This window comes from Pseudoxanthomonas yeongjuensis (genome assembly GCF_010093345.1).
Classification (GTDB): Bacteria; Pseudomonadota; Gammaproteobacteria; order Xanthomonadales; family Xanthomonadaceae; genus Pseudoxanthomonas_A; species Pseudoxanthomonas_A yeongjuensis.
In genome coordinates, this window is record NZ_PDWT01000011.1 from 1 (window position 1) to 25,474 (window position 25,474).

Genomic DNA, 25,474 nt, shown 5'->3' on the forward strand with positions numbered 1-25,474 from the left:
GTGGTGGCGGTGGCTGGTCCGGCGGTGGCGGCATGTCCGGCGGCGGCGGGGCTTCGGGGAGCTGGTGATGCGCCTTCTTCGCCATGTCTTCGCGCGTTCGGCCCGGCATCTGTTCCCGGAGGACCGCCTGCGGCGCATCGCCGATGCGATCGCCACCGGCGAACTGCGCCATCGCGGCGAGATCATGTTCGCGGTGGAATCCGAATTGCCGGCGGGCATGGTCCTGCGCGGAGTGCAGGCGCGGCAGCGTGCCGAGGCGGCGTTCGCGCGCTTGCGTACCTGGGATACCGAAGCTAACAACGGCGTGCTGATCTATCTGCTGCTGGCCGACCATCGACTGGAAATCGTCGCCGATCGCGGCTTGAACGGTCTGGTCAGCGCCGAACAATGGCGTGGCGTCTGCCTGTTGATGGAAGAACGCCTGCGGGCGGGGGAGCCGGAACAGGCGGTGATCCGTGGAATCGAGGCCGTCTCCGACCTGCTGGCGGGACATTTCCCGCAAGTAGACGGAACCGCGGACCAAGATGAACTACCCAATCTCCCGTTGATCCTGGATTGACGGCCCTGGATTGAACCGTAGGAGCGCCCCTTGGGCGCGATGCTCCTGGGTCTTTCGCTATCCGATCGGAGTGCATCGCGCCCAAGGGGCGCTCCTACGGGCAAATGACAGCCACGGATTGAATCAGGCCTTGTCCGCCGATGCTCCTGAACGCATTGATGCGGGAGCATCGCGCCCAAGGGACGCTCCTGCAGGCAAAATAGGGACCTGTTCCTTAATCCCAGGCCGGCATGACCTACCTCCACCAGATCGACCCGATCGCGTTGTCGCTCGGCCCGCTGAAGATCCACTGGTACGGAGTGATGTACCTGCTGGCCTTCGCCACCGCCTGGTGGCTGGGCCGCCAGCGCATCCGCGCCGGGCGCCTGCCGGGCGTGGACATGAACGGACTGTCGGACCTGGCCTTCTACGGCATGCTCGGCGTGGTCCTGGGCGGACGCATCGGCTACATCCTGTTCTATTCGTTCGGCGCCTTCCTCGACAACCCATTGATGATCTTCAAGGTGTGGGAAGGCGGCATGAGCTTCCATGGCGGCCTGCTCGGAGTGATGCTCGCGGCGCTGTGGTGGACCCGCAAACAGAAGATGCATTTCTTCGACACCATGGATTTCGTCGCCCCGCTGGTGCCGGCGGGCCTGGGTTTCGGCCGCATCGGCAACTTCATCGGATCCGAACTCTGGGGCAAATACACCGAGGCCGGATGGGGCGTGATCTTCCCCAGTACCGATCCGAACGTGCTCGCCTTGCAGCTGAACCCGACCCAGTTGCAGGCTGCGTACGCATCCGGTGCGCTGGACCGCTTCGCCCGCCATCCCTCGCAGCTGTACCAGGCGCTGCTGGAAGGCCTGGCGATGTTCTGCGTGCTGTGGTGGTTCTCCAGCAAGCCGCGACCGCGTTATGCGGTCTCGGGGATGTTCGCGTTGCTGTATGGCTGCTTCCGTTTCCTGGTCGAGTTCGTGCGCGTGCCGGATGCGCAGATGGGCGACCACGGTTATCTCGCCTTCGGTTGGCTGACCATGGGCCAGGTGTTGAGCGTGCCGCTGGTCGTGCTCGGTCTCTACTGGCTGTGGCGATCGCGTCGCTCGCCGACCTTGCAGCCGGTCATTCCCGCAGCCGACCGCACCGGCAAGGAGAACGCATGAAGCAATACCTCGACTTGTTGCGCCATGTACTGGAACACGGCGCGGAGAAATCCGACCGCACCGGCACCGGCACGCGCAGCGTGTTCGGCTGGCAGATGCGTTTCGATCTGAACGAAGGCTTCCCTCTGGTCACGACCAAGAAGCTGCATCTGCGCTCGATCGTGCACGAGCTGCTGTGGTTCCTGAAAGGCGAAACCAACATCGCCTACCTGAAGGACAACAAGGTCGGGATCTGGGACGAGTGGGCCGATGCCAATGGCGAACTCGGACCGGTCTACGGCAAGCAGTGGCGGCGCTGGGCCACGGCCGATGGCCGCGAAATCGACCAGATCCAGTGGCTGGTGGACGAGATCAAGCGCAATCCGGATTCGCGCCGCCTGATCGTGTCCGCCTGGAACGTGGCCGACCTGCCGCAAATGGCGTTGATGCCGTGCCACAGCCTGTTCCAGTTCTACGTGGTCGACGGCAAGCTCAGTTGCCAGCTGTACCAGCGCAGCGGCGACATCTTCCTCGGAGTGCCGTTCAACATCGCCAGCTACGCGCTGCTCACCCACATGGTGGCGCAGGCCTGCGGCCTGGGCGTGGGCGATTTCGTGCACACGCTGGGCGATGCGCATCTGTACTCGAATCACTACGAACAGGCGCGCGAACAGCTGTCACGCGAGCCGCGCGCCTTGCCGACCTTGCGCCTGAATCCGGAAGTGACCGACCTGTTCGCCTTCAGCTACGACGACATCGGGATCCACGGCTACGACCCGCACCCGGCGATCAAGGCGCCGGTGGCGGTCTGACCGATGCGGATTTCCCTGGTCGTCGCCATGGATCGCAACCGGGCCATCGGCAAGGGCAATGAACTGCCATGGCGCCTGCCCGACGACTTGAAGCGGTTCAAGGCGCTCACGCTGGGCAAGCCGATATTGATGGGGCGCAAGACCGCCGATTCGCTCGGCCGTGCGCTTCCGGGCCGCATGAACCTGGTGATGACGCGGTCCGGCCGTGCTCCGTTCGACGGCATGCAGGTAGTGGCCTCGGTCGAGGAAGCGCGGGAGATCGCGCTTGCAGGCGGTGCCGAAGAGCTGTGCGTGATCGGCGGGGCTGAGATCTATGCGTTGACGCTGCCGCTGGCCGACCGGCTTCACCTGACCTACGTGGATACCGTGGTCGATGGCGCCGACGCGTTCTTCCCCTCATTCGATGCCGATAACTGGAAGGTGGCCAAGCGCGAGCCGCACGCTACGGATGCGAAGCATGCCTTCGCATTCGAGTTCGTCGATTACCAACGGTTGTTATCCTCCAGGGAGGCTTCCCTCGGGGCGTAGGAGCGGGCCTTGTCCGCGATGCGTCCTGGCTTTGTAGATCCGAGCTTGCTCGGATGCTCTTGATCCTTGCGGAAAAACATCCGAGCAAGCTCGGATCTACAGATCAGGAAGCATGAGGTTCATGCCGGCGGATTCACATCGCGTCCCGCGACCTGCACCAGCCGCAGTTCGTCGGTGTCCAGTTGCAATGCGGTCAGCTTGCCGCCCCAGACCGCGCCGGTATCGATGGCGTGCACGCCGTGGCCGATCATCAGGCCCAGCGTGGACCAGTGGCCGCACACGATCTTCAGGTCGCGCTGCGCCCGTCCGGGCACTTCGTACCAGGGATACAGGCCCTGCGCCTGCATGCCCGGCGCGCCTTTTTCCTCGATCGCCATGCGCCCGCGCGGGGTGCAATAGCGCATCCGGGTCAGGATGTTGATGATGGCGCGCGAGCGGTCGTAGCCGGCCAGCTGCGGCGACCAGTTGGGCTTGTCGCCATACATGTTGCGGAAGAGCTTGCGATAGCCGTCGCCGTGCAGTTGCCGTTCCACTTCACGCGCATGCTTTTCCGCCAATGTGGTCGTCCACTTCGGCGCGAGGCCGGCATGGATCATCATCCAGCCCAGTTCGCGGTCCACATGCAGCAGTTCCTGCATGCGCAGCCAGGTCAGCAATTCGTCGCGATCGTCGGCCAGCACCACGCGTTGCAGGTCGGGGTTGACCTTGCGCTGTTCGTCCGGGGTGCGTTCGCCGATGGCGAGCAGCGACAGGTCGTGGTTGCCGAGCACGACCACGCTGTTGGCGCGCAGCGAATGCACCAGGCGCAACGTTTCCAGCGACTGGCCGCCGCGGTTGACCAGGTCGCCGCAGAACCACAGCTTGTCGCTGGCGGGATCGAAGCGCAGGCGTTCCAGCAGGCGCTGGGTAGCGTCGTAGCAGCCTTGCAGATCGCCGATGGCCCAGACGCTCATGCGCGGTCGTCCCTCAGTGGACCGTGCGCGGAACGGAGAGGGTGAAAGCCGCGATCGGCGCCTCGAAGCGGGTGCCGTCGTCGGCCAGCATGCCGTAGCTGCCATGCATGGTGCCCAGTGCGGTTTCCAGCACCGCACCGGAGGTGTACTCGAAATCATCGCCGGGGCGCAGCCAGGGCTGTTCGCCGATCACGCCCTCGCCACGCACTTCCTGGACCTTGCCGTTGGCGTCGGTGATGACCCAGTGGCGGTCGATCAGGCGTGCGGGCACCCTGCCGCGGTTGCGGATATGGATGGTGTAGGCGAACACGTAGCGTCCGTCCCCGGGTTCGGATTGCTCATCGAGGAAGCGGGTGGCTACGTCGATGGCGATGGCGTAGTCGGCGGAATTCATGCCGACAGTGTATGCAAAGCCGGCTCAGGGTTCGACCTGTGCGTCGGGCGCGAGGTTGGCCAGGCGCACGAAACCGGCCACTTCCACCTGTTCCGCACGCGCATCGGCGCGCAGGCCGGCGGCTTCGATCTGCGCGGTGGTGCAGACCCCCATCAGCGCATTGCGCAGGGTCTTGCGCCGTTGGCCGAAGGCGGCGCGGACGACGTCGGCGAAGCGTTTCGGATCGTCGATGCCGATGCTTTCCGCCGCGTGCGGTACCAGCCGCACCACCGCCGAATCCACTTTCGGCGGTGGCCGAAAAGCGGCCGGCGGCACGTCGAACAGGGCGGTGACCGTGCAATACGCCTGCAGCATCACGCTCAGGCGCCCGTAGACCTTGCTGCCGGGGCCGGCCGCCATGCGGTCGACGACTTCCTTCTGCAACATGAAGTGCATGTCGCGAACCACCGCGGCGTGGTCCAGCGCATGGAACAGGATCGGCGAGGACAGGTTGTAGGGCAGGTTGCCGACCAGGCGCAGTTTTCCTTCGCCGGCGAGGCGGGTGAAATCCACTTCCAGCACGTCCTTGTGGATCACGGTCAGCTGGCCGACGCCATGCGCGGCCTGCGAAAGCGGAACCACCAGGTCGCGGTCGAACTCGATGGCGGTGAGTTCGCCGTGCTTCCTCAGCAGGGGCAGGGTGATCGCGCCCTGGCCCGGACCGATCTCGACCAGGCGGTCGCCGGGCTGCGGATTCACCGCCAGCACGATCATCTCGATCATGCCGCGGTCGGTGAGGAAGTGCTGGCCGAGGGATTTCTTCGGCGGGGCCTTGAAGTGTGACATGCCTGCATTATGCGGCAAGGCGAAGCGAAAGGCCTTTGGACACGGATCGGAGCGGAAAAGACAGATACAGCGTTTGCTTTATCCGTGGTTTCCGCTCCGATCCGTGTCTAAAGGCTCCTGCCTTTTCTGTTTTCCGCTATGCGCGCGCAGGTTTCCACAGCGGCGAACAGACTGGAGGGATTGGCGATGCCCTTGCCCGCGAGTTCCAGCGCGGTGCCATGGTCGACGGCGACGCGCGGGTAGGGCAGGCCCAGGGTCAGGTTCACCGCACGCTCGAAACCGCTGTACTTGAGCACCGGCAGTCCCTGGTCGTGGTACATGGCCAGCACCGCGTCGAAGCCGACCAGTTTCTGCGGCAGGAAGGCGGTGTCGGCGGGCAACGGACCGACCAGGCGCATGCCTTCGCCGCGCAGGCCGGCCAGCACGGGTTCGATCACCTCGATCTCCTCGCGCCCCAGGTGTCCGGCTTCGCCCGCATGCGGGTTCAAGCCGAGCACGGCGATGACCGGGTCGGCGATGCCGAAATCGCTGCGCAGGGCATGGTGGGTGATGCGAAGGGACTGGAGCAGTTTTTCGGCGGTGACCGCATCGGCGACGGCGCGCAAGGGCAGGTGGGTGGTGGCCAGGGCGACGCGGACGATGTCGTTGGCCAGCATCATCACCACTTCGCAGCCGGCGCGCTGCGCGAGCAGTTCGGTGGTGCCGGAGTAGGCGATGCCGCCCGCGTTGATCGCCGCCTTGTGCACCGGGCCGGTCACCAGGCCATCGAACTCGCCGCGCAGGCAGACATCGGAAGCGAGGGACAGGGCATCGATGACCGCGCGGGCATTGCGTGGATCGGTGTCGCCGAAATGGCTGGCGGCAGCGTTGGCGACCGGATGCAGGCAGAGGTCGCCGGCTTCGCGGGCCACCTGGGTGGCTTCAAGCAATTGCAGGGGAAGCGACAGCGCCTGCGCCGCGGCACGCAAGGTGTCGGGGTCGGCGAAAGCCAGCAGCCGGCAATCGCCGCGCGGCTGTTGCGCCAGCCGCACGCACAATTCCGGACCTATGCCGGCCGGCTCGCCCGGGACGAGCGCGAGCCGCGGAATCATTCAGCCGCCGGTTGCGGCGGGTGTTGCGACCGGCGTTGCCGCGGGCGCTTCTTCGACGCCGTTGCGGACGTTGACATAGGCTTCGCCACGCATTTCCTGGAGGTAGCGGTTGTATTCCTCTTCCAGCTTGCGGCGACCGATGGTCTCGCGCACCTGGGCGCGCTGGGTGGAATTGGTGACGTCGGTCTGGCGTTCGCCGATCCGCTGCACGATGTGCCAGCCGGCCTCGGTGCGGAAAGGCTGGGAAACCTGGCCGTCGGCGGTGCCGACCACTTCCTTGCCGAAGGCCGGGCCGAAGGCGTTGCCCTCGAACCAGCCCAGGTCGCCGCCGTCGGCCTTGCTGTTGGCGTCCTCGGAGGACTCCTTGGCGACTTCCACGAAATCGGCGCCGCCGGCGATGCGCGCGCGCAGGGTATCGATCTTGGCTTTGGCCGCGGCGGCGTCCTGCACCGGGGTGACGCGTACCAGGATGTGGCGGGCGTGGTATTCGGTGATGGTCTTGGCCGCCGCCTGGCTGGCGTCGCGGGTTTCCACCAGTTTCAGCAACTGGAAGCCGCTGGGGCCGCGTATCGGGCCGACCACCTGGCCCGCATTCATGCCCTTGAGCATGTCGGCGAAGGCGCGCGGGATCTCATCCAGGCTGCGCCAGCCCAGGTCGCCGCCTTCCAGGGCATTGGGACTGTCGGAATAGCGTACGGCGGCGGCGGAGAAATCCAGCTCGCCCTTGTCGATCAGGCCCTTCACGCCTTCGACCTTCTTCTGGCCGGTGGCGATCTGTTCGGCGGTCGCCCCTTCGGGCACGCCGATCAGGATGTGGGCCAGATGGTACTGGGGGCCGCCGCTGGTCTGCGCGGCGAGCGCCGCGTCGACTTCGCCTTCGCTGACCTGGATCCGGCTCTGGGCGAAGCTCTGGCGCATGCGCTGGACGATGATCTCATCGCGGATGGAACTGCGGAAATCGGCGAAAGACAGACCTTCGCCGGCCAGTTTCTGGCGCAGCGCGTCGACGCTGACGCCATTCTGCTGGGCGACGCCGGCGACCGCATTGTTCAATTCGTCGTCGCTGACCCTGATCCCGGTTTCGGCGGCGCGCGCGACCTGCAGCTTCATCAGGATCAGTCGTTCCAGTACCTGCCGCTCCAGCACGTTCTGCGGCGGCAGCTGGCCCGGCTGATTGGCGTATTGCGCAGTCACGTTCTTCACCGCGCGGTCCAGTTCGCTTTGCAGGATCACGTCTTCGTTGACCACCGCGGCGATGCGGTCGAGCGGTTGCAGGTTTTGCGCGGCCACGGGCGCGGCCATCGCGAAGGCGGCGATCAGGCCGGCGAGGAAAAGTCGGGGAGTCATAGTCTTCATGGGAGTGGGTCCGGGCCGGAATCGTTGTCGTCAGGGTCCGGCGTGGTGTTGCTTGGCGGGACGAGATAGAGGTCGTCGCGGTAGTAGCCGAGAATAGCACGGCGCAGGGTGCGCTCCGTGTCCTGGCCGGCCGAACCGAGACCCTTGAGTACGAATTCGACCTGCAGCGCATTGTTCATGTCGCCGTCGCGATTGCGCACGTAGCGGCGGGCGAGCAGGCGCACCGCCAGGCAGCAGCTGTCCCACTGCACGCCGGCGATGGCTTCGAGCAGCTTGGGCTCGACTTCGGGGACCACGCTCGCATCCTTGTAGAAGGAGCGGTAATAGCGGCCCACGACGCTCCAGGAAGGCGTGACCGGATACAGGAACGAGAAATCCGCCTGTTTGAGCAGGTCGCGGCGGTAGCGGTAACCGAAGTTGATCACCCCATCGTTACCGACCAGGTAGCGCGTGCGCAGGCTGACCAGGTCTTCGTGGCGGAACTTGGGGTCCCATTGGTAGGAAGCACCCATGGTCCAGCGGTCGTTGATCGAGTAGTTGGCATCGGCGACCCAGGCGGACTTCCCGCTTTCCACCGGTATTTCACCCGGGACCGTGACCCGCGATTCATCGAAATAGAAAATCTGCCCCAGGCTTGCCGACAGTTTTTCGTGCCCATCGGCCTGGCGTATCAGGCGGCTGGTCATGGCCACGGTCAGCTGGTTGGCATCGGTTTGCCGGTCCGGGCCGGAGTAGCGATTGTCGCGGAACAGCTGGCCCCAGCTGAAAGTGAAGGGGCGTGTATCGAAGAGCGGAATGTTGTCCTGGTCGCGGTAAGGCGCATTCAGGTAGAACAGCCGTGGCTCGAGCGTCTGCAGGAAACGTTTGCCTCTGATCTCGGTGTCGCGGTCGAAGAACAGGCCGGCATCCAGCGATCCGATCGGCAGATTGCGGCTGGGTGAAGCGTCGCGATAGCCGGCGATCAGCGCGGGCGTCACCGTCCCGCCATTGGCTGCGACGTATGCGTTGGCGCGTTGCTCTGCGATGGAATCGGCCAGGTCGCCGTCCAACTGGTAGTCGGTGTAACGCCAGGCCAGGGTCGGGGTGATGTACCAGGAAGCTCCCTGCAGCGGCAGGGAAACGTACGGCTTCAGGTCCAGGCGACTGCCATCGCCTTTTTTATCGTGCTGGAAGCGCACCGTTTCAGCCTGCAAGCCAACCCTGAGCAGATTTCCCAATGGCTGGTCCCAGTTGAGGAAAAGGCGCGGCAGACGGTTGTAGGGCAGAGAATTTTCGCTCAGCTGGTAATCGGCGCGTTGCCAGCTGTCGGCCATGATTCCGGCATTCCAGTATTGGCCACGACCGTAGACGCCCAGCGTGCTGGTGATCGAAGAAGCGGAGACGCCGTACAGCGAGTTGCTGAAATCCTCCAGGTAGCGCGGATCGCTGATCCAGATCAGGTTGGCGCGCGCCTGCCAGTTGCGGTCGATGTTGTGGTAGCCGGAATAGCGGAACAGGCCGCGGGCGTCGTCCGGGTCCGGGTTGAGCGCCGGATTGAATCCGGGCTCATCGGCGCGTTCCTGCAGCAGGTCGTCGCTGGGCATCCAGTTGCCGTCGAAGGTGCCGCGGCCGCCCTTGTACAGGTAGCGGAATTGCCCGCCCAGCGAAAGTCCCCGGTTGCTCATGTAGCGCGGGGTCAGGGTCGCGTCGTAGTTCGGCGCCAGGTTCAGGTAGATCGGCTGACGGTAGTCGAAGCCGTTGCGGCCCGAATTGCTGATGGTCGGATACAGCACGCCGGTGTGGCGCTGGTCGTCGATGGGAAACTTGATCCAGGGCACGTACAGCACCGGCACCTTGCCGATGCGGATGGTCGCGCCGCGGGCCACGCCCCAGCCTTCGTCGCTGTCGACGTCGATGTGGTCGGAACGCAATTCCCACACGCGCTGGCTGGGATCGCAGGTGGAATAGGTCGAGCCGTTCAAGCGCCCCTTGGCGCCATTGAGGTCGATGCTGTCGGCGCCGCCATTGCCGCGCCGGGAAACCAGCTGGTACTGCACGTCCTCGATCTTGTGGGTGTCCGTATCCTGGTTGCCGGAGGCCCGGGACGCGATGACCCGCATGCTGCTGTCCTGGTAGCGGACATTGCCGTCGGCGACGTAGGTGTTGTCGTCCTGGTCGTAGCTGAGGTTGTCGGCATTAAGGTACTGGTCGCCGCGACGCAGGATGACATTGCCTTTGTAATCCAGATTCTGCTCGGTGCCGCCCAGTTCGTCGCCTTCGATGGCGGTCGTCTGCTCGGCGCGTTCTGCACGGGCCTGGGCGGAGTTGTCGCCCGATTTCGGAGTGCTGGCGTCATCGAAGGACGGAATGGCGTCGTGTATGGGGCACAGGTCCCAGTTGTCGGGTTTATCGTCCGCAGCGAAGGCCGGCAGGCACAAGGCGATGGTGAACGGCAGCGGTAGCAGGCGAAGGACTGGGCGCACGCGGTGCAAGGCTCCGTCGAAGAGGTCGAAAGCGGCCGCTAGCTTGCCGTATCCCCGGGATACGGGCAATGAAAAGCGGGGAATGGTTTCGGGTGGGGTTCATCCTGAACCCAATGGCCCGGCCTGGTGGCAGCTCAGGGAGGGTCCGGGTGTCGTTTCCCCCGCGCAAACCGGTAGCCGGAATCGGGAACCGCTCCCCGGCTAGCGGCTCACGCAGGAGCTTCAGCAGCCCAATGGACGCGAAAGAGGGAATTATCCAGCGCTTCTCCTGGACACGGATCAGAGCGGAAACCGCGGATCAAGCAAATGCCGTATCTGTCTTTCCGCTCTGATCCGTGTCCGAAGGCCCTGCTTTTCCTGCTTTGTGCAATGCGTGCGCAAGGGTTCCTTAGCGCAGCTCGTTCACATGCGCCACGCTGCATTCGCGCAGGGCTTCCAGGTCGTAGCCGCCCTCCAGCAAGGAGACGACGCGGCCAAAAGCATGGCGACGGGCGACCGCGCGCAGTTCCCGGGTCAGCCAGGCGAAATCCTCGGTTTCCAGCATCAGGTCGGCCAGCGGGTCGCGCATGTGGGCATCGAACCCGGCCGAGATCAGCAGCAGTTGTGGACGGAACGCGTCCAGCTCCGGCAGCAGTACATCGGCCCAGACGTTGCGGAAACGGAAGCCGCCGCTGCCCGGCGGCAACAGGCTGTTGAACACATTGCCGACTCCACGCTCCTGGGGCAGGCCGCTGTTGGGATAGAGACCCGATTCGTGGGTGCTGAAATAAGCCACGCGCGGATCGTTGCAGAAGATGGCCTGGGTGCCGTTGCCGTGGTGCACGTCGAAATCGACGATCGCCATCCGTTCCAGCCCATGGCTGTCGCAGGCGTGCGCGGCGGCCACGGCGATATTGTTGAGCAAGCAGAAGCCCATCGCGGTGTCTCTGGTGGCGTGATGCCCGGGGGGACGCACCGCGCAGAAGGCGGTAGTGCTGCCGTTTTTTCCTTCCATTCCCAGCATGACCGCGTCGACTGCGGCCACCGCAGCCCCGGCCGCGCGCAAGGCCGCGGCGCGCGAACCCGGCCCCATCACCGTGTCCGGGTCGAGCATGCGGTAACCGTCGAAGTCGCTTTCCAGCACCTCGCGCAACAGCGATTCGGAATGCACGCGGCGCAGGTCGCCGAGCTTGGCCAGCGGCGCCTCGCGCCAGTCGAGATCGCCGTGGACTTCGCGCAACCCCGCCAGCACCGCTTCGAGCCGCTGTGGTCGTTCCGGATGTTCCGGGCCGGGGTCGTGGGCCAGGCAGGCGGGATGGGTGAAGATGATCACGTCGGACAGGCGGACAGGCTCGGACTCAGCCGTGGCGGCGGTCGTGGTTCCACAGCACTTCGCCCTGGCCATCGGCGCGCGCCAGCACCCGCGCTAGCACGAACAGCAGGTCGGATAGGCGATTGAGGTAGCGGATCGCTTCCGGGCGCACCGCCTCGTCGCGGGCCAGGGCCACGGTTTCGCGTTCGGCGCGGCGGACGATGGTGCGGGCCAGATGGCAACGCGCCGCCGCTTCGCCGCCGGCCGGGAGGATGAAATCCTTCAGCGGCGGCAGGGCTTCGTTGTAATGGTCCAGATGGCGTTCCAGCGCATCGATGTCTTCGGATTCGATCGCCGCATGGCCGGGAATGCACAACTCGCCGCCGAGATCGAAAAGCTGGTGCTGCACCGTGGTCAGCAGCTTGCGGATGTCGTCGGGCAGCTGTGTGGCCAGGACCACGCCGAGGGTGGAATTGGCTTCGTCCACCGTGCCGTAGGCATTGACCCGCGCCGAATCCTTGCCGGTGCGGGTGCCGTCGCCCAGGCCGGTGCTGCCGTCGTCGCCGGTGCGGGTATAGATCTTCGAAAGGCGGTTACCCATGGTCGCGACTCATGCGCGACTCAGCGCGTGGCCCGGGCCTGCGCGCGCAGACGCGCCGCCTGGGTCGCGCCGACATGGACGATGACCGCCAGGCCGACATAGATCGCAGTGGTGCGCAGGTAGGACGGGAGCCAGTCGCTGTAGTTCTTCCACCAGCCGGCGAAGCTGGGCTGGGCCACGCTGTCGCTGATCCAGTAGAAGCTCCCCTGGCTGAGCAGGTGGCAGGCAAGCACCGCGCCGACCAGGCTGGCGACCAGCACGGCCAGCGCCTTGCCGTTGGCTTCCTTGTACACGCGACGGGTCAGCATGCCGCCGAACCAGAGCGCGAAATAGGCCGGCACCAGGAACCAGTACGCCGCCGACATGCAGTAGTGGGCGAAGAAATCCATGCCCTGGCCGCTGATCACCACGTAGTCCACCAGCACGGCCAGGCCCATGAAGACCGGGAACGCCCAGCGCGTCCAGGCGCGCAGGTAGAAACCGCCGAGGAAGAACGCCGCCCAGGAAGCATCCGGCACCGGTCCGAAGTGGGTGACCGCGGTAGGCAGGTTCAGGCGGGTCGAAACCAGCAGCAGGACGAGCAGGGCGAAGACGGTGGCGCGCTGGGCAGTACTGTTCATGGGCGATGTTTCCGGGAAGCCAGGCGGCCATTCTAACGGAGCGGCCATGGCAGCGGGCTTATCATGGCCGGATGACGGAAACGCACAAGAAGGAAAGACACGACGTGCTGATCGTGGGCGGCGGCCTGGTCGGCGCCAGCCTGGCCATAGCCCTGGACCGCACGGGTCTGCAGGCGGGCCTGGTCGAGGCCACCCCGGCCGGGGTGATGCCTGCCGTGTTCGACCAGCGCAACCTCAGTTTCGCCGGCGCCACGATCAACGCACTCACCGCCCTCGGGGTGATGCAGAAGTTGCGCGCGCCGACCGGGCCGATCCGCCGCATCCATGTCAGCCGCCAGGGCGATTTCGGTAGCACCCGGCTGGAAGCGGGCGATTACGGGCGCGAGGCCTTCGGCCAGGTGGTGGTGGCGCGCGACTTCGGTGAGGCGCTGGAGGCACGGCTGTCGGAGCTGGAGCGGCTCACGCGCTATCGTCCGGCCCGGTTTATCGGCTTCGGTGACTCGAATGACGGCTCGCGCAGCATCCGCATCGCCGATGACAGCGGTGAACGCGAAATCTCCGCACGCCTGGTCGTCGCTGCGGATGGCACGCGCAGTGGCGTGCGCGAGGCCCTGGGTATCGCCGCCAGCGAGCACGACTACCAGCAGACCCTGTTCGTGGCGCGCATGCGTGCCGAACGGGCACCGGACGGCACTGCCTACGAACGTTTCGGCGAACACGGCCCGACCGCATTGCTGCCGCGCGGCGACCGCCATTTCGGCGTGGTCCACGGAGTCGCACGCGAACGTGCCGAGGAAGTCGCCGCGCTCGACGAAGCCGCTTGGCTCGCACGCATCCAGCATGCCTTCGGTTGGCGCGTGGGCCGGTTCCTCGCCAGCGGCGAACGCAGCACCTATCCCATCATCAAGGTGGTCGCCGAGCGCACGACCGCCTCGCGCGCGGTGCTGCTGGGCAATGCCGCGCAGACCATCCATCCGATCGGCGCGCAGGGTTTCAATCTCGGCCTGCGCGATGCGCTGACCCTGGCCGAACTGATCGGACATGCCGAAGATCCGGGCACGGATTCATTGCTGCAGGCTTATTCGCAGCGTCGCCACGAGGACCGGCGACGCACGCTGGAATTCTCCGATGGCCTTGCCCGCGTCACCGGCAACGCGTCGCCGCTGTTGCGCCCGCTGCGCAGCCTGGGGCTGCTGGCGGCGGACAATTCCGCTGCGTTGCAATCGATGCTGGTCGGTGGGGCGATGGGTTTCCGCGGCGATGTGCCGGAGTTGTGTCGGGAGCCGCTGCGATGAGCCGGCGCGGTCGTTCCGATGCAGTGGTGGTCGGCGGTGGTGTGGTCGGCGCGGCCTGCGCGTTGGCGCTGGCGGAACTCGGCCTTGAGGTCGCCCTGGTCGAAGGCCGCGAGCCGGTGCGCTGGTCCGCCGATGCCCCGGACCTGCGCGTATACGCCTTCGCACCCGACAACGCCACGCTGCTGGACGAGCTGGGCGTATGGAATTCCGTGCGCGCCGCTCGTGCACAGGCTTATCGACGCATGCGGGTCTGGGATGCCTCCGGCGGTGGTGAACTTTCCTTCGACGCGGACATGCTGGGCCGCGACCAGCTCGGCTGGATCGTCGAGAACAACCTGCTGGTGGATCGCTTGTGGGCGGCCCTGTCTGCGGCAGGGGTGAAACTGCACTGCCCGGCACGGGTCGAATCGATGGAACAGGATATCGATTCGACGGACGCGGGCGGCGTGCGCCTGCGCCTGGACGATGGCAGCCGCCTCGAGGCGCGACTCGCGATCGCCGCCGATGGCGCCGATTCCACGCTGCGCGAACTGGCGGGGGTGCAGGTTGCCACGCACGACTACCGGCAGCGCGGGGTGGTGGCTTTCGTGGAAACGGAGGAATCGAACGAGGCTACGGCATGGCAGCGGTTCCTGCCGGGCGGGCCGCTCGCGTTCCTGCCTTTCACTGGGGGTCGCAGCTCGATCGTCTGGACATTGCCTGAGGAAGAAGCGGTACGGGCGCTAGCCCTGGATGATGTCGCGTTCAATCGTGAACTGGGCAACGCATTCGAGGCGCGGCTGGGCGAGGTGCGCGTCGTTTCGAAGCGTGCAGCCTTCCCGTTGCGGCGTCAGCTGGCGGAATCCAGCAACGCCGGCAAGGTGCTGCTGATCGGCGACGCGGCGCACGTGGTCCATCCGCTGGCCGGGCAGGGCGTGAACCTGGGCCTGCGCGATGTGGCGCGGTTGCGCGACGCCATCGCCGATGCGCGATCGCGCCGCGCCGACTGGGCCTCGCCGCATCGGCTTGCGCGCTGGTCGCGGCAGTGCCGCAGCGAGAACGCGGCAGCCGCGTATGCGTTCGATGGCATCAATAGGGTGTTCTCCAACGACGAGATGCATGCGACCTTGCTGCGCGGACTCGCCTTGGGCGTGGCGGGAAAATTGCCACCGCTGGCGAATATGTTCTGGCGGCGAGCGTCCGGCTTGTAGCGATGTAGGCAGCGCCGGTCGTCATTCCCGCGAAGGCGGGAATCGCTCTTGCTCTTGCCCCCTGGGTCAGATTGTTGCGATCTGATGAAAAGAGCGATTCCCGCCTTCGCGGGAATGACGAGCTATTCGCAGGGCTTTCATCAGCCGAAGGGCTGGTCATGACAAGCGACAAGGCTTCAACCCGGAATGAACGGGAACACGATCTTCAACAATCCCTTCAATCCGCCCTCGGCGGTGCTCGCGATCGCCTTCGCGCCCAGGCTGTTGAGCGCGTTGCGCACTTCCTGCCAGCGCAGCTTGGTCAGATCCTTCTTCAGCAAGTCGGCGACTTCTTCGGCGGCGGGCGAGAGCTTGTTCAACTCGGCGGCGATCGCCTTGGGGTCGGGCTGCAGGTAGCCCCATTTCTCGGCGATCTTGAGCAGAGTGTCGAAGCGCACCGCGACCACATCGCGGTTGCGTTCGTACACCGGCAGCGCGCCGACATCGAGGATGGCCTGCTCGAATTGCTGCTGGTCGTCCGGGTGCTCGATCCGGATCGCCAGGAAGCCTTCCTTCTTGCTGCGCTCGCTGACGTGCTTGGCCCCGGAACGCAGGTTGGCCTCGGTCAGCACGGTGGCGACGATGCGCTGCAGGGCCGCATCGCTTTCCTCGGGCACCAGCGCGCGCCAGCGCGCATAGCCGTCGCGGCGCAGCGCCTTGACCTTGGCCGGAGTGACCCGCAGGCGCGAAGCGACGGCGAAGTTGGATTCGCTGCGGGCGATGGCGCCATCGCGTTCCAGCAGCACGAAGATCAACAATTCCAGGTCGCGCTTGGTCAGCGACTGGAAGCCCTGCAGCAGGGTCAGTCGCAGGAATTCCTCGGCGAACCCGGCCGGGTCCTTGAGTTCGATGGCTTGCATGGCGGTTGTCCTCGTCTGGGAAGCATATTGCCACTGTGGGGTTGCAGGAAGTGAGACCCGGCCTGATGGACACGGTTCGCATCGCCTTGGAGATCCGGGCTTGCCCGGACGCTCTGGCCAAGAGAATCATTTGGACACGGATAAGGGCGGATAACCACGGATAAAGTCCTATCCGCATTGATCAGCATTGATCCGCTTCAAAAGAAAGCTTTTGCACTTGATGCGGGACGCGCTTGCCTGGCTGGCCGTGCATTGCAGCATGCGAGTCTGCCGGATACTTCATGGCTTTTATTGGCCCGGGCAAGCTCGAGCCTATGCCCCGAAGGAAGTCCGCTCGGGGCGATTGGGCTCAATTCGCCAGTGCGTAGGCGGCCAGCGCAAAGGCCAGGACCGCGATGGTCGTCGCGATCAATACCATCTGGTTGGCGCGGCGCAGCCGGCGCTCGGCCTGGTCTGCACCCACCTGTAGGACCTCGATGGTTTTCTGCATGTCGGTGGCGAGCTTCCTGATCGAATCCGCATTCTGCGTGGCCGCGTCCTGCAGTTCGGCGATCTGCTCGCCGATCACGTCCATGCGTTGCTGATGGCTGTTGTCGACCGGCGGCGTGCGCGTGAACAGCGGTCGCGCCATGCGGATGATTTCCGGCAGCGAGGAAGCGGCGATGGTGATCCAGGTTGCGGCCATGTGCTAAATCCTCCAAAGAGAACGATCCCCGGACGTCGTAGGAGCGGGCCTTGCCCGCGATGCTCTTGCGGAAATCCTGACAACAGCATCGCGGGCAAGGCCCGCTCCTACGGGGGGGGGGTCAGGATGGGTGGCGGGTACTGGCGAACACGGTGATTTCCTCGCGGTCGTGATACAGCTGCCTGGCCCGGACTGATACCGGCCTTTCCGCTTGTTCCGCGAACAGGTCCAGGCATAGCCGGGTCTCGTCCCAGCGCTTCTTCATCGGCAGTTTGAGATTGAACACCGCATGCCTGCACCAGCCTTCGCGGAACCAGGTGGCCATGCGCCCGGCCACGCGGCGCGGTTGTTCGACCATGTCGCAGACCATCCAGTCCAGCGGTTGCGATGGCTTCCACTGGAAGCCGTCCGCGCGCAGGTGTTCGACCAGCCCGCTGTCCATCACGTTCTGGCGCAGCGGCCCGTTGTCCACGCTGGTGACGCGCAGGTGGTGGCGGGTGAGGATCCAGGTCCATCCGCCCGGCGCGGCGCCGAGGTCGGCGGCGGTCATGCCGGCTTTCAGCAGGACCTCGCGCTCCTCGCCGTCGAGCAGGGTCAGCAGCGCTTCTTCCAGCTTCAGCGCCGAACGCGAGGGCGCATCGGACAGCAACTTCAGGCGCGGGATGCCCAGCGGCCATGGCGAGCTGTCGCGCGGGTCGGCGATGCACAGGAAGGCATGATCGCCGTCCACGAAGACCACATGCAATCGTGGCAGCTTCGGATTTTCCTTGTCCGTCATCAGCCCGGCCTTACGCAACGCGGGGCGCAGGGCATTGCCGAAACTGCGCGCGAGCCCGGCCAGCGGTTTTGCGGAATCGGAATCGGGATGCTCCACCCACAGGTCGCCGAAGCGTGCCTGTCCGACCAGTGCGGCCAGCATCGGGGTGATGCGGTCCTTCGGGTCCAGGCTGCGCAGTTCGGCGATCAACTGCAGTTTCTGCCGCGCGAAGATCAATTCGCGCCACGGCAAGGCCTGCGAAAGCGCGGCGCCGTCGTCGCAGACGAAAACCACATGCGCGCTGTTGCGCTCGGTGCGCGCGTAACCGGGATGGCCGGCGTGTGCGGCGCGTTCGCCCAACTCGGCGGCAAGCTCGGGCTCGAAACCCTGGCGGCAATAGCAAAGCAGGCCGGTCATGGCGTAGGAGCGGGCCTTGCCCGCGATGCTCTTGCATCGCCTTGCCCGCGATGCTCTCCCGCCAGTGCCGCAAAGGCATCGCGGGCAAGGCCCGCTCCTACGGGGAGATGGGCGTCAATAACGCTGGCCGCCGTGCTCGCCGTACACCCGCAGCACTTCGCGTGCGGCATCGCGGTTGAGGTCGCGGACCACCTCGATGCCGCGCTTCTGCAGTTCGCCGATCCAGTCGGCGGGCAGCGGACCTTCGTCGAATTCGGTCAGTTCCATTACGTCCTCTGCACGCGCACCGATCAACAGGCGGTCGATGCCGGCCCAGACGGTGGCGCCATAGCACTGGCAGCAGGGTTGCGAGGACGTGGCCAGGGTCACGGTGCCACCGACGCGCTCGTTGAGCCGCGCGGTCTGCAGGCGCTGCTGGGCCAGCATGTAGGCCATGTTCTCGGCGTGGGCCAGCGAGGTGTTCTGCGGCAGCACGCGGTTCACGCCGACCGAGATGATGCGGTCGTCCGGGCCGAACACCACCGCGCCGAACGGCCCGCCGGTGGCGGCTTCCATGTTGATGCGCGATAGTTCGATCGCCAGTGCCACCTTGTCCGCGTCGCTTGCGTACGCCAGCGACGCATCGACGGTTTCATGCACCCAGGCCGGCAAGGTCAGGTGGATTTGTGCATAGATCATCAGCGCACCGGTTCAGCGGGATCGGAGGAAGGTTCGGGATTGGCCGGTCCGGCCGACACGCACTGGCCGTTGTCGCACTGGCAGGCGGTGATCTCGCGAAAACCGCAGATGCCCGCCATGCCCTTGGCCTGGCATTGAGCCTGCACCGCGGCCGGATCGGTCGGGCTGTCCTTGTTGACGCAGGCCGGCATCGCGCCACAGCAGTTTCCGACATTCTTGACCGCGCAATCGGCGCTGGTTTTGCAACTCGAGTCGACAGCCACTGCTTTCGGCACCACGCGTGGCGGATAAGGCGTGGACTTCGGCGGTGCCGTCGGGGAGGCCGGTGGCGGGGGCGGCGTCTGCCCGGCGAGATTGCCGGTGGCTGGCGGTGTGGGCGCGGGGGCCGCACACGCAGTCAGTGAGAGCGCGATGGCGAGGGATGCGGTCAATGTGGCGAGGAAGCGCATGGTGAGTCTCCCGAAAACCGGAAAAAATCAGTCGTCGTCCCCGCGAAGGCGGGGATCCGGTGACTTGCATGCTTGGAATGCAAAGTCGCTGGGTTCCCGTCTTCGCGGGAATGACGGTCGAATTATTGCCGCGGCCGCATGAATCTTCGATGCCGGTGGATGCGCACAGAAATCCATGCGGATTCGCAACATCAGCTTTTCGCCGCCCACGTATCCCGCAACGTCACGCTGCGGTTGAACACCGGCGCCTCCGCGCGGTGGTCGCGGCGATCGGCGACGAAGTAGCCGGTGCGCTCGAACTGGAACGACTGTTCTGGCGTGGCCACCGCTGCCGCGGGTTCCACATAGCCGCGCACCGATGCGCGCGAATCCGGATTCAGGTATTCCTGGTAGGTCTTGCCTTCCGACTCGTCGTCCGGATCCGGCACCGAGAACAGCCGGTCGTACAGGCGGATCTCGGCGGGTACGGCATGCTTCGCACTGACCCAGTGGATGGTGCCCTTGATCTTGCGCTCGGCGCCTTCCATGCCGGGACGCGATTCGGGATCCAGCCAACCACGCAGTTCGATCACTTCGCCCGCGTCGTTCTTCACCACTTCATCGCAGCGCACGATGCCGGCGCCGCGCAGGCGCACTTCGCCGCCGGGAATGAGGCGCTTGAAACCTTTCGGCGGCGCTTCGGCGAAATCCTCGCGCTCGATCCACAGTTCACGCGAAAACGGGATCCCGCGCTTGCCGAAGGACTCGTCCTTGGGATGATTGGAAAATGTCAGCGTCTCGTCGTGGTCTTCAGGCAAGTTGGCCAGCACGAGTTTCAATGGCTCGATCACCGCCATGCGCCGCGGCGCGGCGGCATCCAGGTCGTCGCGCAGGCAGCCTTCGAGCACGCTGAAGTCGATCAGCGAATTCTGCTTGCTGATGCCGACCCGGTCGACCAGCAGGCGCAACGCGGCCGGCGTGTAGCCGCGACGACGCAGCCCCTGCAGGGTCGGCATGCGCGGGTCGTCCCAGCCGTCGACCAGTTTTTCGCCGACCAGGGTGGTCAGCTTGCGCTTGCTCATCACCGTGTAGTTGATGTTGAGGCGGGAGAATTCGATCTGCCGCGGCTTGGCGGCCTCATTCGGCAGGCCGCGGTCGAGCAGCGGCTGCAGCAGTTCCGGGTGCGAAGTCAGCGCCACGTTGTCCACGCACCAGTCGTACAGCGGGCGGTGGTCCTCGAACTCCAGCGTGCACAGCGAATGGGTGATGCCCTCGATCGCGTCGCCCAGGGCGTGGGCGTAGTCGTACATCGGATAGATCGGCCAGGCATTTCCGGTGTTCTGGTGCTCGACGTGCTTGATCCGGTACAACGCCGGGTCGCGCAGGTTCATGTTGCCGCTGGCCATGTCCATCTTCGCCCGCAGGGTGCGCGTGCCGTCGGGGAATTCGCCCGCGCGCATGCGCCGGAACAGGTCGAGGTTCTCTTCCACCGGACGGTCGCGGAACGGCGACTCGCGGCCGGGTGCGGTCAGGGTGCCGCGGTATTCGCGCATCGCCTGCGCATCCAGGTCGTCCACGTAGGCCAGGCCGTCGCGGATGAGCTTTTCCGCCGCCAGGTAATACACATCGAAATAATCCGAGGCGTGGCGCAACGACGCCCATCCGTAACCCAGCCAGCGCACGTCGTCCTGGATCGCGGCGACGAACTCGGGATCCTCCTTGGCCGGGTTGGTGTCGTCGAAGCGCAGGTTGCAGGTGCCGCTGAACTCGCCGGCGATGCCGAAGTTCAGGCAGATCGCCTTGGCGTGGCCGATATGCAGGTAGCCGTTGGGTTCCGGCGGAAAGCGCGTATGGATGGCCGCATGTTTGCCGCTGGCCAGGTCCTCGCGGACGATCTGGCGGATGAAGTCGTGCTTCTCCCCCGGTGCGGCCGGGTTGGCGTGCGGGTCGTGGGAAGCAGGAGCGGTAGGCGCAGCGGACATGCGGGAGACGCCGGACAAGGGGCGCACAGTTTAGCCGACCTGCCGGAGGCTATCCTGCATGCACTTTCCCCGGAGCAACGGCATGGCTTCCCCGATCCTGGTCATCGGCAACAAGAACTACTCCTCTTGGTCCTTGCGTCCGTGGCTGCTGCTGCGGCATTCCGGGGTGGAATTCGAGGAGCAGCGCCTGTTGCTGGACACGCCGGAATTCCAGCGCGACATCGGCCGCTGGTCGCCCACCGCGCGGGTGCCGGTGTTGATCGACGACGGGCTGACGATCTGGGATTCGCTGGCGATCTGCGAATACGCCAACGAGCGCTGGCTGGCTAGCGCCGGCTGGCCCCGGGATCGCGCCGCCCGGGCCCAGGCGCGCGCCGCCGCCGCTGAAATGCATTCGGGCTTCACCGCGCTGCGCACGCAGTTGCCGATGAACAGCCATCGTCAACCCGACGCCTATCGCTGGGATGCGCAGGCGCAAGCCGACATCGATCGTGTCCAGCGCCTGTGGGCCGAGTTGCGCGCGCGCCATGCCGGCGATGGAGAGTTCCTGTGCGGGGAGTTCGGCATCGTCGACGCGATGTACGCGCCGGTGGCGATCCGCTTCCTGGGCTACGGCGTGCCGATGGATGAGGTCGCACGCGGATATGCCGGCGCCTTGCAGCGACTACCCGCCTTCCACCAGTGGCGCGAGGAAGCCGCGCGCGAGGAAGAGCGCATCGCGGCCACCGAGGCGCTCACGCGGGCGGCGCAGGGATAGCGTTACCCTAAGGCCCGGTTGCAGAAGGAAGATCCGCCATGCAAGTCGTCTATCGCGCCCGCGACCTGTTCGATGCCCACCTCGCCAAGCACCTGCTGGAGCAGGCGGGCCTGCCGGTGTTCGTGCTCGGCGAATCGCTGCTGGGCGGGGCCGGCGAGTTGCCGCTGTTCGGCGTGTTGCGGGTCTGCGTTCCCGATGGCTACGAGGAGCAGGCGAACGCGTGCCTGCAGGTGCTGTCGCAGGACGTGGCGGAGGAGGATAACGCGTCGGGTGAGCTGGATGAACTGCCTCCCGGATCCGTAGGAGCGACGTCCCCCTAGGGGACTTCCTACGGGGCGCAAGTCGCGAATGGATATTCCGCAAGCAGGGGCTTCGCGACTTGCGTCGCTCCTACATGCCGCATTTACATGCATGGGCGCCACGGTTTATTGCCGGGCGATCGCACACACATAAACCACTTCGCAGGCGCCGCCCCCGGTGTCCTCACGGGTGGTGGAACTGCGCCAGCGCCAGCCGTCGGGCGCGGTGGCTTCCACCAGCCAGCCGTCGATGCGCACGTGGTCGTCCTTGCGTACGTCGGCCAATGCCTGCGCCACCGTGTCGTTGGCCGGGATCATGTGCATGTTCGCTGCGCTGATCCGGATTTCTTCCGGTGGCAGCGGTGGCTGGTTTTCCCAGCGATAGCTGAAGAAACGGACCGATTGCGACATCGACAGCTTCGACAAGACCTCATCTTCCGCCATCCGGTGCCAGCCCAGCGCCAGGTCGGTCGGTGAAAGATCCGCCTCGCGGCCCATCCGGTAATCCTCGCGCGACAGCACGCGCGCCTGGATGCTGAAACCCGCCAGTGGTTTCAAGCTCGCGGCCCGCAGCGCGAACGGCGGCATCGAGGCGGGCACTTCGGTCTGCAGTGGCGCATCGTCGCTGCCGACGCGAGGCGGCAGGGGACATCCGTTGTTGCTGGCGACGCCGGCGGGCGCGGTCGCCCTGCGCGGCGAGTGCGGCGAGAACCACCAGCCCAGCACGCCCAGCACCAGACAGGCGACCAGGAAGTTGCGCAGGTTCACGCGGTGGCGGACAGGCGCTCGGCGAGGGTCTGGCGCAGTCCTGCCAGGTCCTTGGCGAAGGCGGCGATGCCGTCGCGCAGTTTTTCCGTGGCCATGGCATCGGCGGCGAGGTCTTCGGCGAAGCGCGCGCCATCGATTGGCGCATGGGTGGTGGCTTCGACCTTGCCCGGCGCCAGCTTGCGCGGCAGTTCGCCGGTTTCCGCCTCCAGCTTCTCCAGCAGGTCCGGCGAGATGGTCAGGCGGTCGCAGCCGGCCAGCGCCTCGATCTGCGCGGTGGAACGGAACGAGGCGCCCATCACCACGGTGGCAGAGCCGCGACGCTTGAATTCGTCATAGACCCCGCGCACGAACACCACGCCGGGATCGACGTCGATGCTGGCCGGGGTATCGCCGCGGGCCACGTGCCAGTCGAGGATGCGGCCGACGAAGGGGGAAATCAGGAAGGCGCCGGCTTCCGAACAGGCCAGGGCCTGGGTGCGGTTGAAGATCAAGGTCAGGTTGCAGTCGATGCCGTCGCGCTGCAGCCGGCGTGCGGCTTCCACGCCTTCCCAGGTGGCGGCGACCTTGATCAGCACGCGTTCGCGGCCGATGCCGCGCTGCGCGTACATGTCGATGAACTTGTGCGCCTTGCGCACCGTGGCTTCGGTGTCGTGGGCCTGGTCGGCGTCCACTTCGGTCGAGACGCGGCCGGGAATCAGTCCTGCCAGCGCCGAGCCGACCGCGATGGTCAAGCGGTCCGCCACTTCTCCGACCAGCGCCGCGCGGTCGCCGGATTGGGTGCGCGCCCAGGCCAGTTCCCTGTCGATGGCTTCGGCATAGACCGGCAGGTCGAGTGCCTTGCGCACCAGGGTCGGATTGGTGGTGCAATCGACCGGGCGCAGGCGCCTGACCGCTTCGAAGTCGCCGGTATCGGCGACCACGACGGAAAGTTCGCGGAGTTGCTGGAGTTTCGAGGGGAGGGCGGAGTTGGAGTTCACCGGTATTCCTGTGGTGGGGTGGACGGCGCAAGCATGCCTTGCGTCCGGCGTGGATCGGCGGTCGAAATCAGCGGTTGAAGTCGCCGCTGGACTCGGGTTGATAGCGGACGTTGGTCACACGCAAGCGCAACTTGCGGCCATCGGGCGCGGCCCAGTCGATGCTCTGGCCCAGAGAAAGACCCAGCAAGGCGCTACCGACCGGCGCCAGGATCGATACATGCCCGGTGCCCACGTTGGCTTCGTTCGGATAGACCAGGGTCAGGGTGTGCCGGTCGTGGGTGATTTCGTCTTCGCATTCGACGGTGGAATGCATGGTGACCACGCCTGCAGGAACCTTGTCCGGAGGCACTACTTCGGCGCGGGCGAGTTCCTCGTTCAAGGCCATGGCGGCCGGGTGGCGGCGCAGTGCGGGGGAGTCCAATAGTTGCTCGAGGCGATTGAAATCGCGACTGGAGACGACGATCGCTGGCGCGATTACCGAAGGGGGAAGGCCACTGGTGGGTGCGGTTTGCATTTTCTTGCTCCTTGAAGCGGGTATCTGAAGGAAAGTATCCGAAAGGAAAATATCAGAATGGGGAATAGCGGATAGGAAAAAGGGCGCCGCGTTGCCGCGCCGCCCATCGGGTTACAGGTTGTGCTGCAACCGTAGCCCGGAAGCCGCGCCGGTTCAAGCCTGCCGGCGCGAGCCCTTGCCAGGGCTGGGTTTGCCCGTGCCCGGTATCTCCGGCGCCGGTGAGAACAGCTTGGCCGGCAGCTCGGAAAAGACCCTGGAAAGCTCCAGCAGGAAGCCGTTCATGGCCGAGCTCCTGCGCCACAGCATCGCGATCCGGCGGCTGGGATGCGAGTCGCTGAAGCCGAGCAGGTGGATGTTCGGCGAGCGCGCCACCGGCGGCTTGATCGCCAGGGTCGGCAGCAGGGTGATGCCGACGTTGGCCGCGACCATCTGCCGCAGCGTTTCCAGGCTGGTCGCGCGGAATTCCGATTTCTCGTTCGCGCCCGAGAGCCGGCAGACTTCCAGCGCCTGCTCGCGCAGGCAGTGGCCGTCTTCCAGCAGCAGCAGTTTCTGGTCGTTCAATTCGGCAAGGCTCAGCGAATCGCGCTGCGCCAGCGGATGGTTCCCGGGTACCGCCAGCACGAACGGTTCTTCGAACAGGAACTCGCTGTGCAACTGATCGTCGTGCACCGGCAGCGCCAGCAACGCGGCGTCGAGCTTGCCCTCGTGCAGGCGCGATAGCAGCACGTCGCTTTTTTCCTCGACCAGCAGCAGCTCGAGGTCGGGAAAGCGTTCGCGGATACGCGGGATCACGTGCGGCAGCAGGTACGGGCCCAGGGTCGGGAACATGCCCAGGCGCACCGTTCCGGCTTCCGGATCCTGGCTGCGGCGCGCGCCCTCCTTCATCTGCTCCACTTCGGCGACGATGCGGCGCGCGCGTTCGGCGGCATCGCGGCCCGCGGGCGTCAGCATCACCTTGCGCGGCGCGCGCTCGACCAGCGATACGCCCAGTTCCTCTTCCAGCTTCTTTATCTGCGTGGAAAGAGTGGGCTGGCTGACGAAGCAGGCCGCCGCCGCGCGACCGAAATGCTTGTGGTCGGCGAGCGCCAGCAGGTACTTGAGGTCGCGCAGGTTCATGCAAGGTCCTTCATGTGCGGCACCTCGGGTTTTTGTAGATCCGGGCTTGCTCGGATGCTCTGGCTAAAAGCATCCGAGCAAGCCCGGATCTACAGGGTG

Annotated in this window: 25 protein-coding genes and 2 pseudogenes; 8 read left to right on the forward strand and 19 right to left on the reverse strand. The window is 65.8% G+C overall.

The features are described 5' to 3' along the window. Positions 1–67: 67 nt before the first annotated feature. From CSC74_RS16580 to CSC74_RS16595, 4 genes are all read left to right on the forward strand, one after another. A complete protein-coding gene (locus CSC74_RS16580; RefSeq protein WP_162315618.1) occupies positions 68–559 on the forward strand; it encodes a TPM domain-containing protein in 492 nt (163 codons plus the stop codon). Between the two features lie 230 nt (positions 560–789). Beyond that, positions 790–1,701 carry a prolipoprotein diacylglyceryl transferase gene (gene lgt / locus CSC74_RS16585; protein ID WP_162315619.1) on the forward strand — a complete coding sequence of 304 codons (912 nt, stop codon included), beginning with the start codon at positions 790–792 and terminating at the stop codon, positions 1,699–1,701. Continuing rightward, a complete protein-coding gene (locus tag CSC74_RS16590; protein ID WP_162315620.1) occupies positions 1,698–2,492 on the forward strand; it encodes a thymidylate synthase in 795 nt (264 codons plus the stop codon). The genes lgt and CSC74_RS16590 overlap by 4 nt, the downstream gene beginning before the upstream one ends. A 3-nt stretch (positions 2,493–2,495) precedes the next feature. Then, entirely contained in the window at positions 2,496–3,020 is a 525-nt protein-coding gene (locus CSC74_RS16595) for a dihydrofolate reductase (protein WP_162315621.1), read from the forward strand. A gap of 125 nt (positions 3,021–3,145) precedes the next feature. On the opposite strand, the pseudogene CSC74_RS16600 reads toward CSC74_RS16595, so the two are convergent. From CSC74_RS16600 to CSC74_RS16640, 9 genes and pseudogenes are all read right to left on the reverse strand, one after another. After that, positions 3,146–3,973 (reverse strand): annotated as a pseudogene (locus tag CSC74_RS16600) (symmetrical bis(5'-nucleosyl)-tetraphosphatase); the annotation flags it as partial. Between the two features lie 13 nt (positions 3,974–3,986). Then, positions 3,987–4,367: a Co2+/Mg2+ efflux protein ApaG gene (gene apaG, locus CSC74_RS16605; protein ID WP_162315623.1), complete on the reverse strand. Its 381-nt coding sequence runs from the start codon at positions 4,365–4,367 to the stop codon at positions 3,987–3,989. 24 nt (positions 4,368–4,391) lie between these two features. Next, positions 4,392–5,192: a 16S rRNA (adenine(1518)-N(6)/adenine(1519)-N(6))-dimethyltransferase RsmA gene (gene rsmA, locus CSC74_RS16610; RefSeq protein ID WP_162315624.1), complete on the reverse strand. Its 801-nt coding sequence runs from the start codon at positions 5,190–5,192 to the stop codon at positions 4,392–4,394. A gap of 107 nt (positions 5,193–5,299) precedes the next feature. Then, positions 5,300–6,283 (reverse strand): 4-hydroxythreonine-4-phosphate dehydrogenase PdxA, encoded by a 984-nt coding sequence (gene pdxA, locus CSC74_RS16615; RefSeq protein WP_162315625.1) that lies wholly within the window; start codon positions 6,281–6,283, stop codon positions 5,300–5,302. Continuing rightward, positions 6,284–7,630 (reverse strand): peptidylprolyl isomerase, encoded by a 1,347-nt coding sequence (locus CSC74_RS16620; protein WP_162315684.1) that lies wholly within the window; start codon positions 7,628–7,630, stop codon positions 6,284–6,286. A 5-nt stretch (positions 7,631–7,635) separates the two neighbouring features. Then, positions 7,636–10,101: an LPS assembly protein LptD gene (gene lptD / locus CSC74_RS16625; protein ID WP_162315626.1), complete on the reverse strand. Its 2,466-nt coding sequence runs from the start codon at positions 10,099–10,101 to the stop codon at positions 7,636–7,638. A 388-nt stretch (positions 10,102–10,489) separates the two neighbouring features. Further along, positions 10,490–11,413, reverse strand: coding sequence for a histone deacetylase family protein (locus tag CSC74_RS16630; RefSeq protein ID WP_162315685.1), 924 nt, complete (start codon positions 11,411–11,413; stop codon positions 10,490–10,492). A 25-nt stretch (positions 11,414–11,438) separates the two neighbouring features. After that, positions 11,439–11,993: a cob(I)yrinic acid a,c-diamide adenosyltransferase gene (locus CSC74_RS16635; protein ID WP_162315627.1), complete on the reverse strand. Its 555-nt coding sequence runs from the start codon at positions 11,991–11,993 to the stop codon at positions 11,439–11,441. Between the two features lie 20 nt (positions 11,994–12,013). Then, on the reverse strand, positions 12,014–12,613 hold the full coding sequence (locus tag CSC74_RS16640; protein WP_162315628.1) for a hypothetical protein: 600 nt from the start codon (positions 12,611–12,613) through the stop codon (positions 12,014–12,016). 71 nt (positions 12,614–12,684) lie between these two features. Here CSC74_RS16640 and ubiH point away from each other — a divergent pair, with 71 nt between their 5' ends. Together ubiH and CSC74_RS16650 are read left to right on the forward strand one after the other, a co-directional pair. Then, positions 12,685–13,908: a 2-octaprenyl-6-methoxyphenyl hydroxylase gene (gene ubiH, locus CSC74_RS16645; RefSeq protein WP_162315629.1), complete on the forward strand. Its 1,224-nt coding sequence runs from the start codon at positions 12,685–12,687 to the stop codon at positions 13,906–13,908. After that, positions 13,905–15,098 (forward strand): UbiH/UbiF family hydroxylase, encoded by a 1,194-nt coding sequence (locus CSC74_RS16650; RefSeq protein ID WP_162315630.1) that lies wholly within the window; start codon positions 13,905–13,907, stop codon positions 15,096–15,098. The genes ubiH and CSC74_RS16650 overlap by 4 nt, the downstream gene beginning before the upstream one ends. A gap of 176 nt (positions 15,099–15,274) precedes the next feature. Here the strand turns inward: CSC74_RS16650 and CSC74_RS16655 are convergent, their stop codons facing one another. The 6 genes from CSC74_RS16655 to CSC74_RS16680 all read right to left on the reverse strand — a co-directional run bounded on the left by CSC74_RS16655 (position 15,275) and on the right by CSC74_RS16680 (position 20,944). Beyond that, positions 15,275–15,997: a hypothetical protein gene (locus tag CSC74_RS16655; RefSeq protein WP_162315631.1), complete on the reverse strand. Its 723-nt coding sequence runs from the start codon at positions 15,995–15,997 to the stop codon at positions 15,275–15,277. Between the two features lie 349 nt (positions 15,998–16,346). Then, positions 16,347–16,682 carry a hypothetical protein gene (locus tag CSC74_RS16660; RefSeq protein WP_162315632.1) on the reverse strand — a complete coding sequence of 112 codons (336 nt, stop codon included), beginning with the start codon at positions 16,680–16,682 and terminating at the stop codon, positions 16,347–16,349. Positions 16,683–16,803: 121 nt separating this feature from the next. Beyond that, entirely contained in the window at positions 16,804–17,856 is a 1,053-nt protein-coding gene (gene rlmM / locus CSC74_RS16665; protein WP_162315633.1) for a 23S rRNA (cytidine(2498)-2'-O)-methyltransferase RlmM, read from the reverse strand. A gap of 114 nt (positions 17,857–17,970) precedes the next feature. Then, positions 17,971–18,534, reverse strand: a complete 564-nt coding sequence (locus CSC74_RS16670) for a nucleoside deaminase (protein WP_162315634.1) — start codon at positions 18,532–18,534, stop codon at positions 17,971–17,973. Continuing rightward, a complete protein-coding gene (locus CSC74_RS16675; protein WP_162315635.1) occupies positions 18,534–18,983 on the reverse strand; it encodes a hypothetical protein in 450 nt (149 codons plus the stop codon). Before CSC74_RS16675 ends, CSC74_RS16670 begins: the two co-directional genes overlap by 1 nt. A 191-nt stretch (positions 18,984–19,174) precedes the next feature. Next, positions 19,175–20,944 (reverse strand): glutamine--tRNA ligase/YqeY domain fusion protein, encoded by a 1,770-nt coding sequence (locus CSC74_RS16680; RefSeq protein WP_162315636.1) that lies wholly within the window; start codon positions 20,942–20,944, stop codon positions 19,175–19,177. Positions 20,945–21,026: 82 nt separating this feature from the next. On the opposite strand from CSC74_RS16680, the pseudogene CSC74_RS16685 reads away from it, so the two are divergent. Together CSC74_RS16685 and CSC74_RS16690 are read left to right on the forward strand one after the other, a co-directional pair. Next, positions 21,027–21,712, forward strand: a pseudogene (locus tag CSC74_RS16685) (glutathione S-transferase family protein). A gap of 27 nt (positions 21,713–21,739) precedes the next feature. Further along, positions 21,740–22,021, forward strand: coding sequence for a putative signal transducing protein (locus tag CSC74_RS16690; protein ID WP_162315638.1), 282 nt, complete (start codon positions 21,740–21,742; stop codon positions 22,019–22,021). 105 nt (positions 22,022–22,126) lie between these two features. Here CSC74_RS16690 and CSC74_RS16695 read toward each other — a convergent pair whose 3' ends face one another. The 4 genes from CSC74_RS16695 to CSC74_RS16710 form a co-directional block, all read right to left on the reverse strand. Next, positions 22,127–22,768 carry a hypothetical protein gene (locus tag CSC74_RS16695; RefSeq protein ID WP_162315639.1) on the reverse strand — a complete coding sequence of 214 codons (642 nt, stop codon included), beginning with the start codon at positions 22,766–22,768 and terminating at the stop codon, positions 22,127–22,129. Continuing rightward, entirely contained in the window at positions 22,765–23,745 is a 981-nt protein-coding gene (locus CSC74_RS16700; protein ID WP_162315640.1) for a transaldolase, read from the reverse strand. Before CSC74_RS16700 ends, CSC74_RS16695 begins: the two co-directional genes overlap by 4 nt. Positions 23,746–23,812: 67 nt before the next feature. After that, positions 23,813–24,259: a nucleoside diphosphate kinase regulator gene (rnk, locus tag CSC74_RS16705; protein ID WP_162315641.1), complete on the reverse strand. Its 447-nt coding sequence runs from the start codon at positions 24,257–24,259 to the stop codon at positions 23,813–23,815. A 153-nt stretch (positions 24,260–24,412) separates the two neighbouring features. Beyond that, entirely contained in the window at positions 24,413–25,375 is a 963-nt protein-coding gene (locus CSC74_RS16710) for a LysR substrate-binding domain-containing protein (RefSeq protein WP_162315642.1), read from the reverse strand. Positions 25,376–25,474 lie beyond the last annotated feature (99 nt).

Coding starts and splice junctions, on each gene's coding strand:
- pdxA (WP_162315625.1), bottom strand. CDS start 6,283: ATGATTCCGCGGCTCGCGCTCGTCCCGGGCGAGCCGGCCGGCATAGGT.
- CSC74_RS16580 (WP_162315618.1), top strand. CDS start 68: ATGCGCCTTCTTCGCCATGTCTTCGCGCGTTCGGCCCGGCATCTGTTC.
- rlmM (WP_162315633.1), bottom strand. CDS start 17,856: ATGACCGGCCTGCTTTGCTATTGCCGCCAGGGTTTCGAGCCCGAGCTT.
- CSC74_RS16620 (WP_162315684.1), bottom strand. CDS start 7,630: ATGACTCCCCGACTTTTCCTCGCCGGCCTGATCGCCGCCTTCGCGATG.
- CSC74_RS16680 (WP_162315636.1), bottom strand. CDS start 20,944: ATGTCCGCTGCGCCTACCGCTCCTGCTTCCCACGACCCGCACGCCAAC.
- ubiH (WP_162315629.1), top strand. CDS start 12,685: ATGACGGAAACGCACAAGAAGGAAAGACACGACGTGCTGATCGTGGGC.
- CSC74_RS16650 (WP_162315630.1), top strand. CDS start 13,905: ATGAGCCGGCGCGGTCGTTCCGATGCAGTGGTGGTCGGCGGTGGTGTG.
- rnk (WP_162315641.1), bottom strand. CDS start 24,259: ATGCAAACCGCACCCACCAGTGGCCTTCCCCCTTCGGTAATCGCGCCA.
- CSC74_RS16660 (WP_162315632.1), bottom strand. CDS start 16,682: ATGGCCGCAACCTGGATCACCATCGCCGCTTCCTCGCTGCCGGAAATC.
- CSC74_RS16655 (WP_162315631.1), bottom strand. CDS start 15,997: ATGCAAGCCATCGAACTCAAGGACCCGGCCGGGTTCGCCGAGGAATTC.
- CSC74_RS16590 (WP_162315620.1), top strand. CDS start 1,698: ATGAAGCAATACCTCGACTTGTTGCGCCATGTACTGGAACACGGCGCG.
- rsmA (WP_162315624.1), bottom strand. CDS start 5,192: ATGTCACACTTCAAGGCCCCGCCGAAGAAATCCCTCGGCCAGCACTTC.
- CSC74_RS16710 (WP_162315642.1), bottom strand. CDS start 25,375: ATGAACCTGCGCGACCTCAAGTACCTGCTGGCGCTCGCCGACCACAAG.
- CSC74_RS16595 (WP_162315621.1), top strand. CDS start 2,496: ATGCGGATTTCCCTGGTCGTCGCCATGGATCGCAACCGGGCCATCGGC.
- CSC74_RS16635 (WP_162315627.1), bottom strand. CDS start 11,993: ATGGGTAACCGCCTTTCGAAGATCTATACCCGCACCGGCGACGACGGC.
- CSC74_RS16690 (WP_162315638.1), top strand. CDS start 21,740: ATGCAAGTCGTCTATCGCGCCCGCGACCTGTTCGATGCCCACCTCGCC.
- CSC74_RS16670 (WP_162315634.1), bottom strand. CDS start 18,534: ATGATCTATGCACAAATCCACCTGACCTTGCCGGCCTGGGTGCATGAA.
- CSC74_RS16675 (WP_162315635.1), bottom strand. CDS start 18,983: ATGCGCTTCCTCGCCACATTGACCGCATCCCTCGCCATCGCGCTCTCA.
- lgt (WP_162315619.1), top strand. CDS start 790: ATGACCTACCTCCACCAGATCGACCCGATCGCGTTGTCGCTCGGCCCG.
- CSC74_RS16640 (WP_162315628.1), bottom strand. CDS start 12,613: ATGAACAGTACTGCCCAGCGCGCCACCGTCTTCGCCCTGCTCGTCCTG.
- apaG (WP_162315623.1), bottom strand. CDS start 4,367: ATGAATTCCGCCGACTACGCCATCGCCATCGACGTAGCCACCCGCTTC.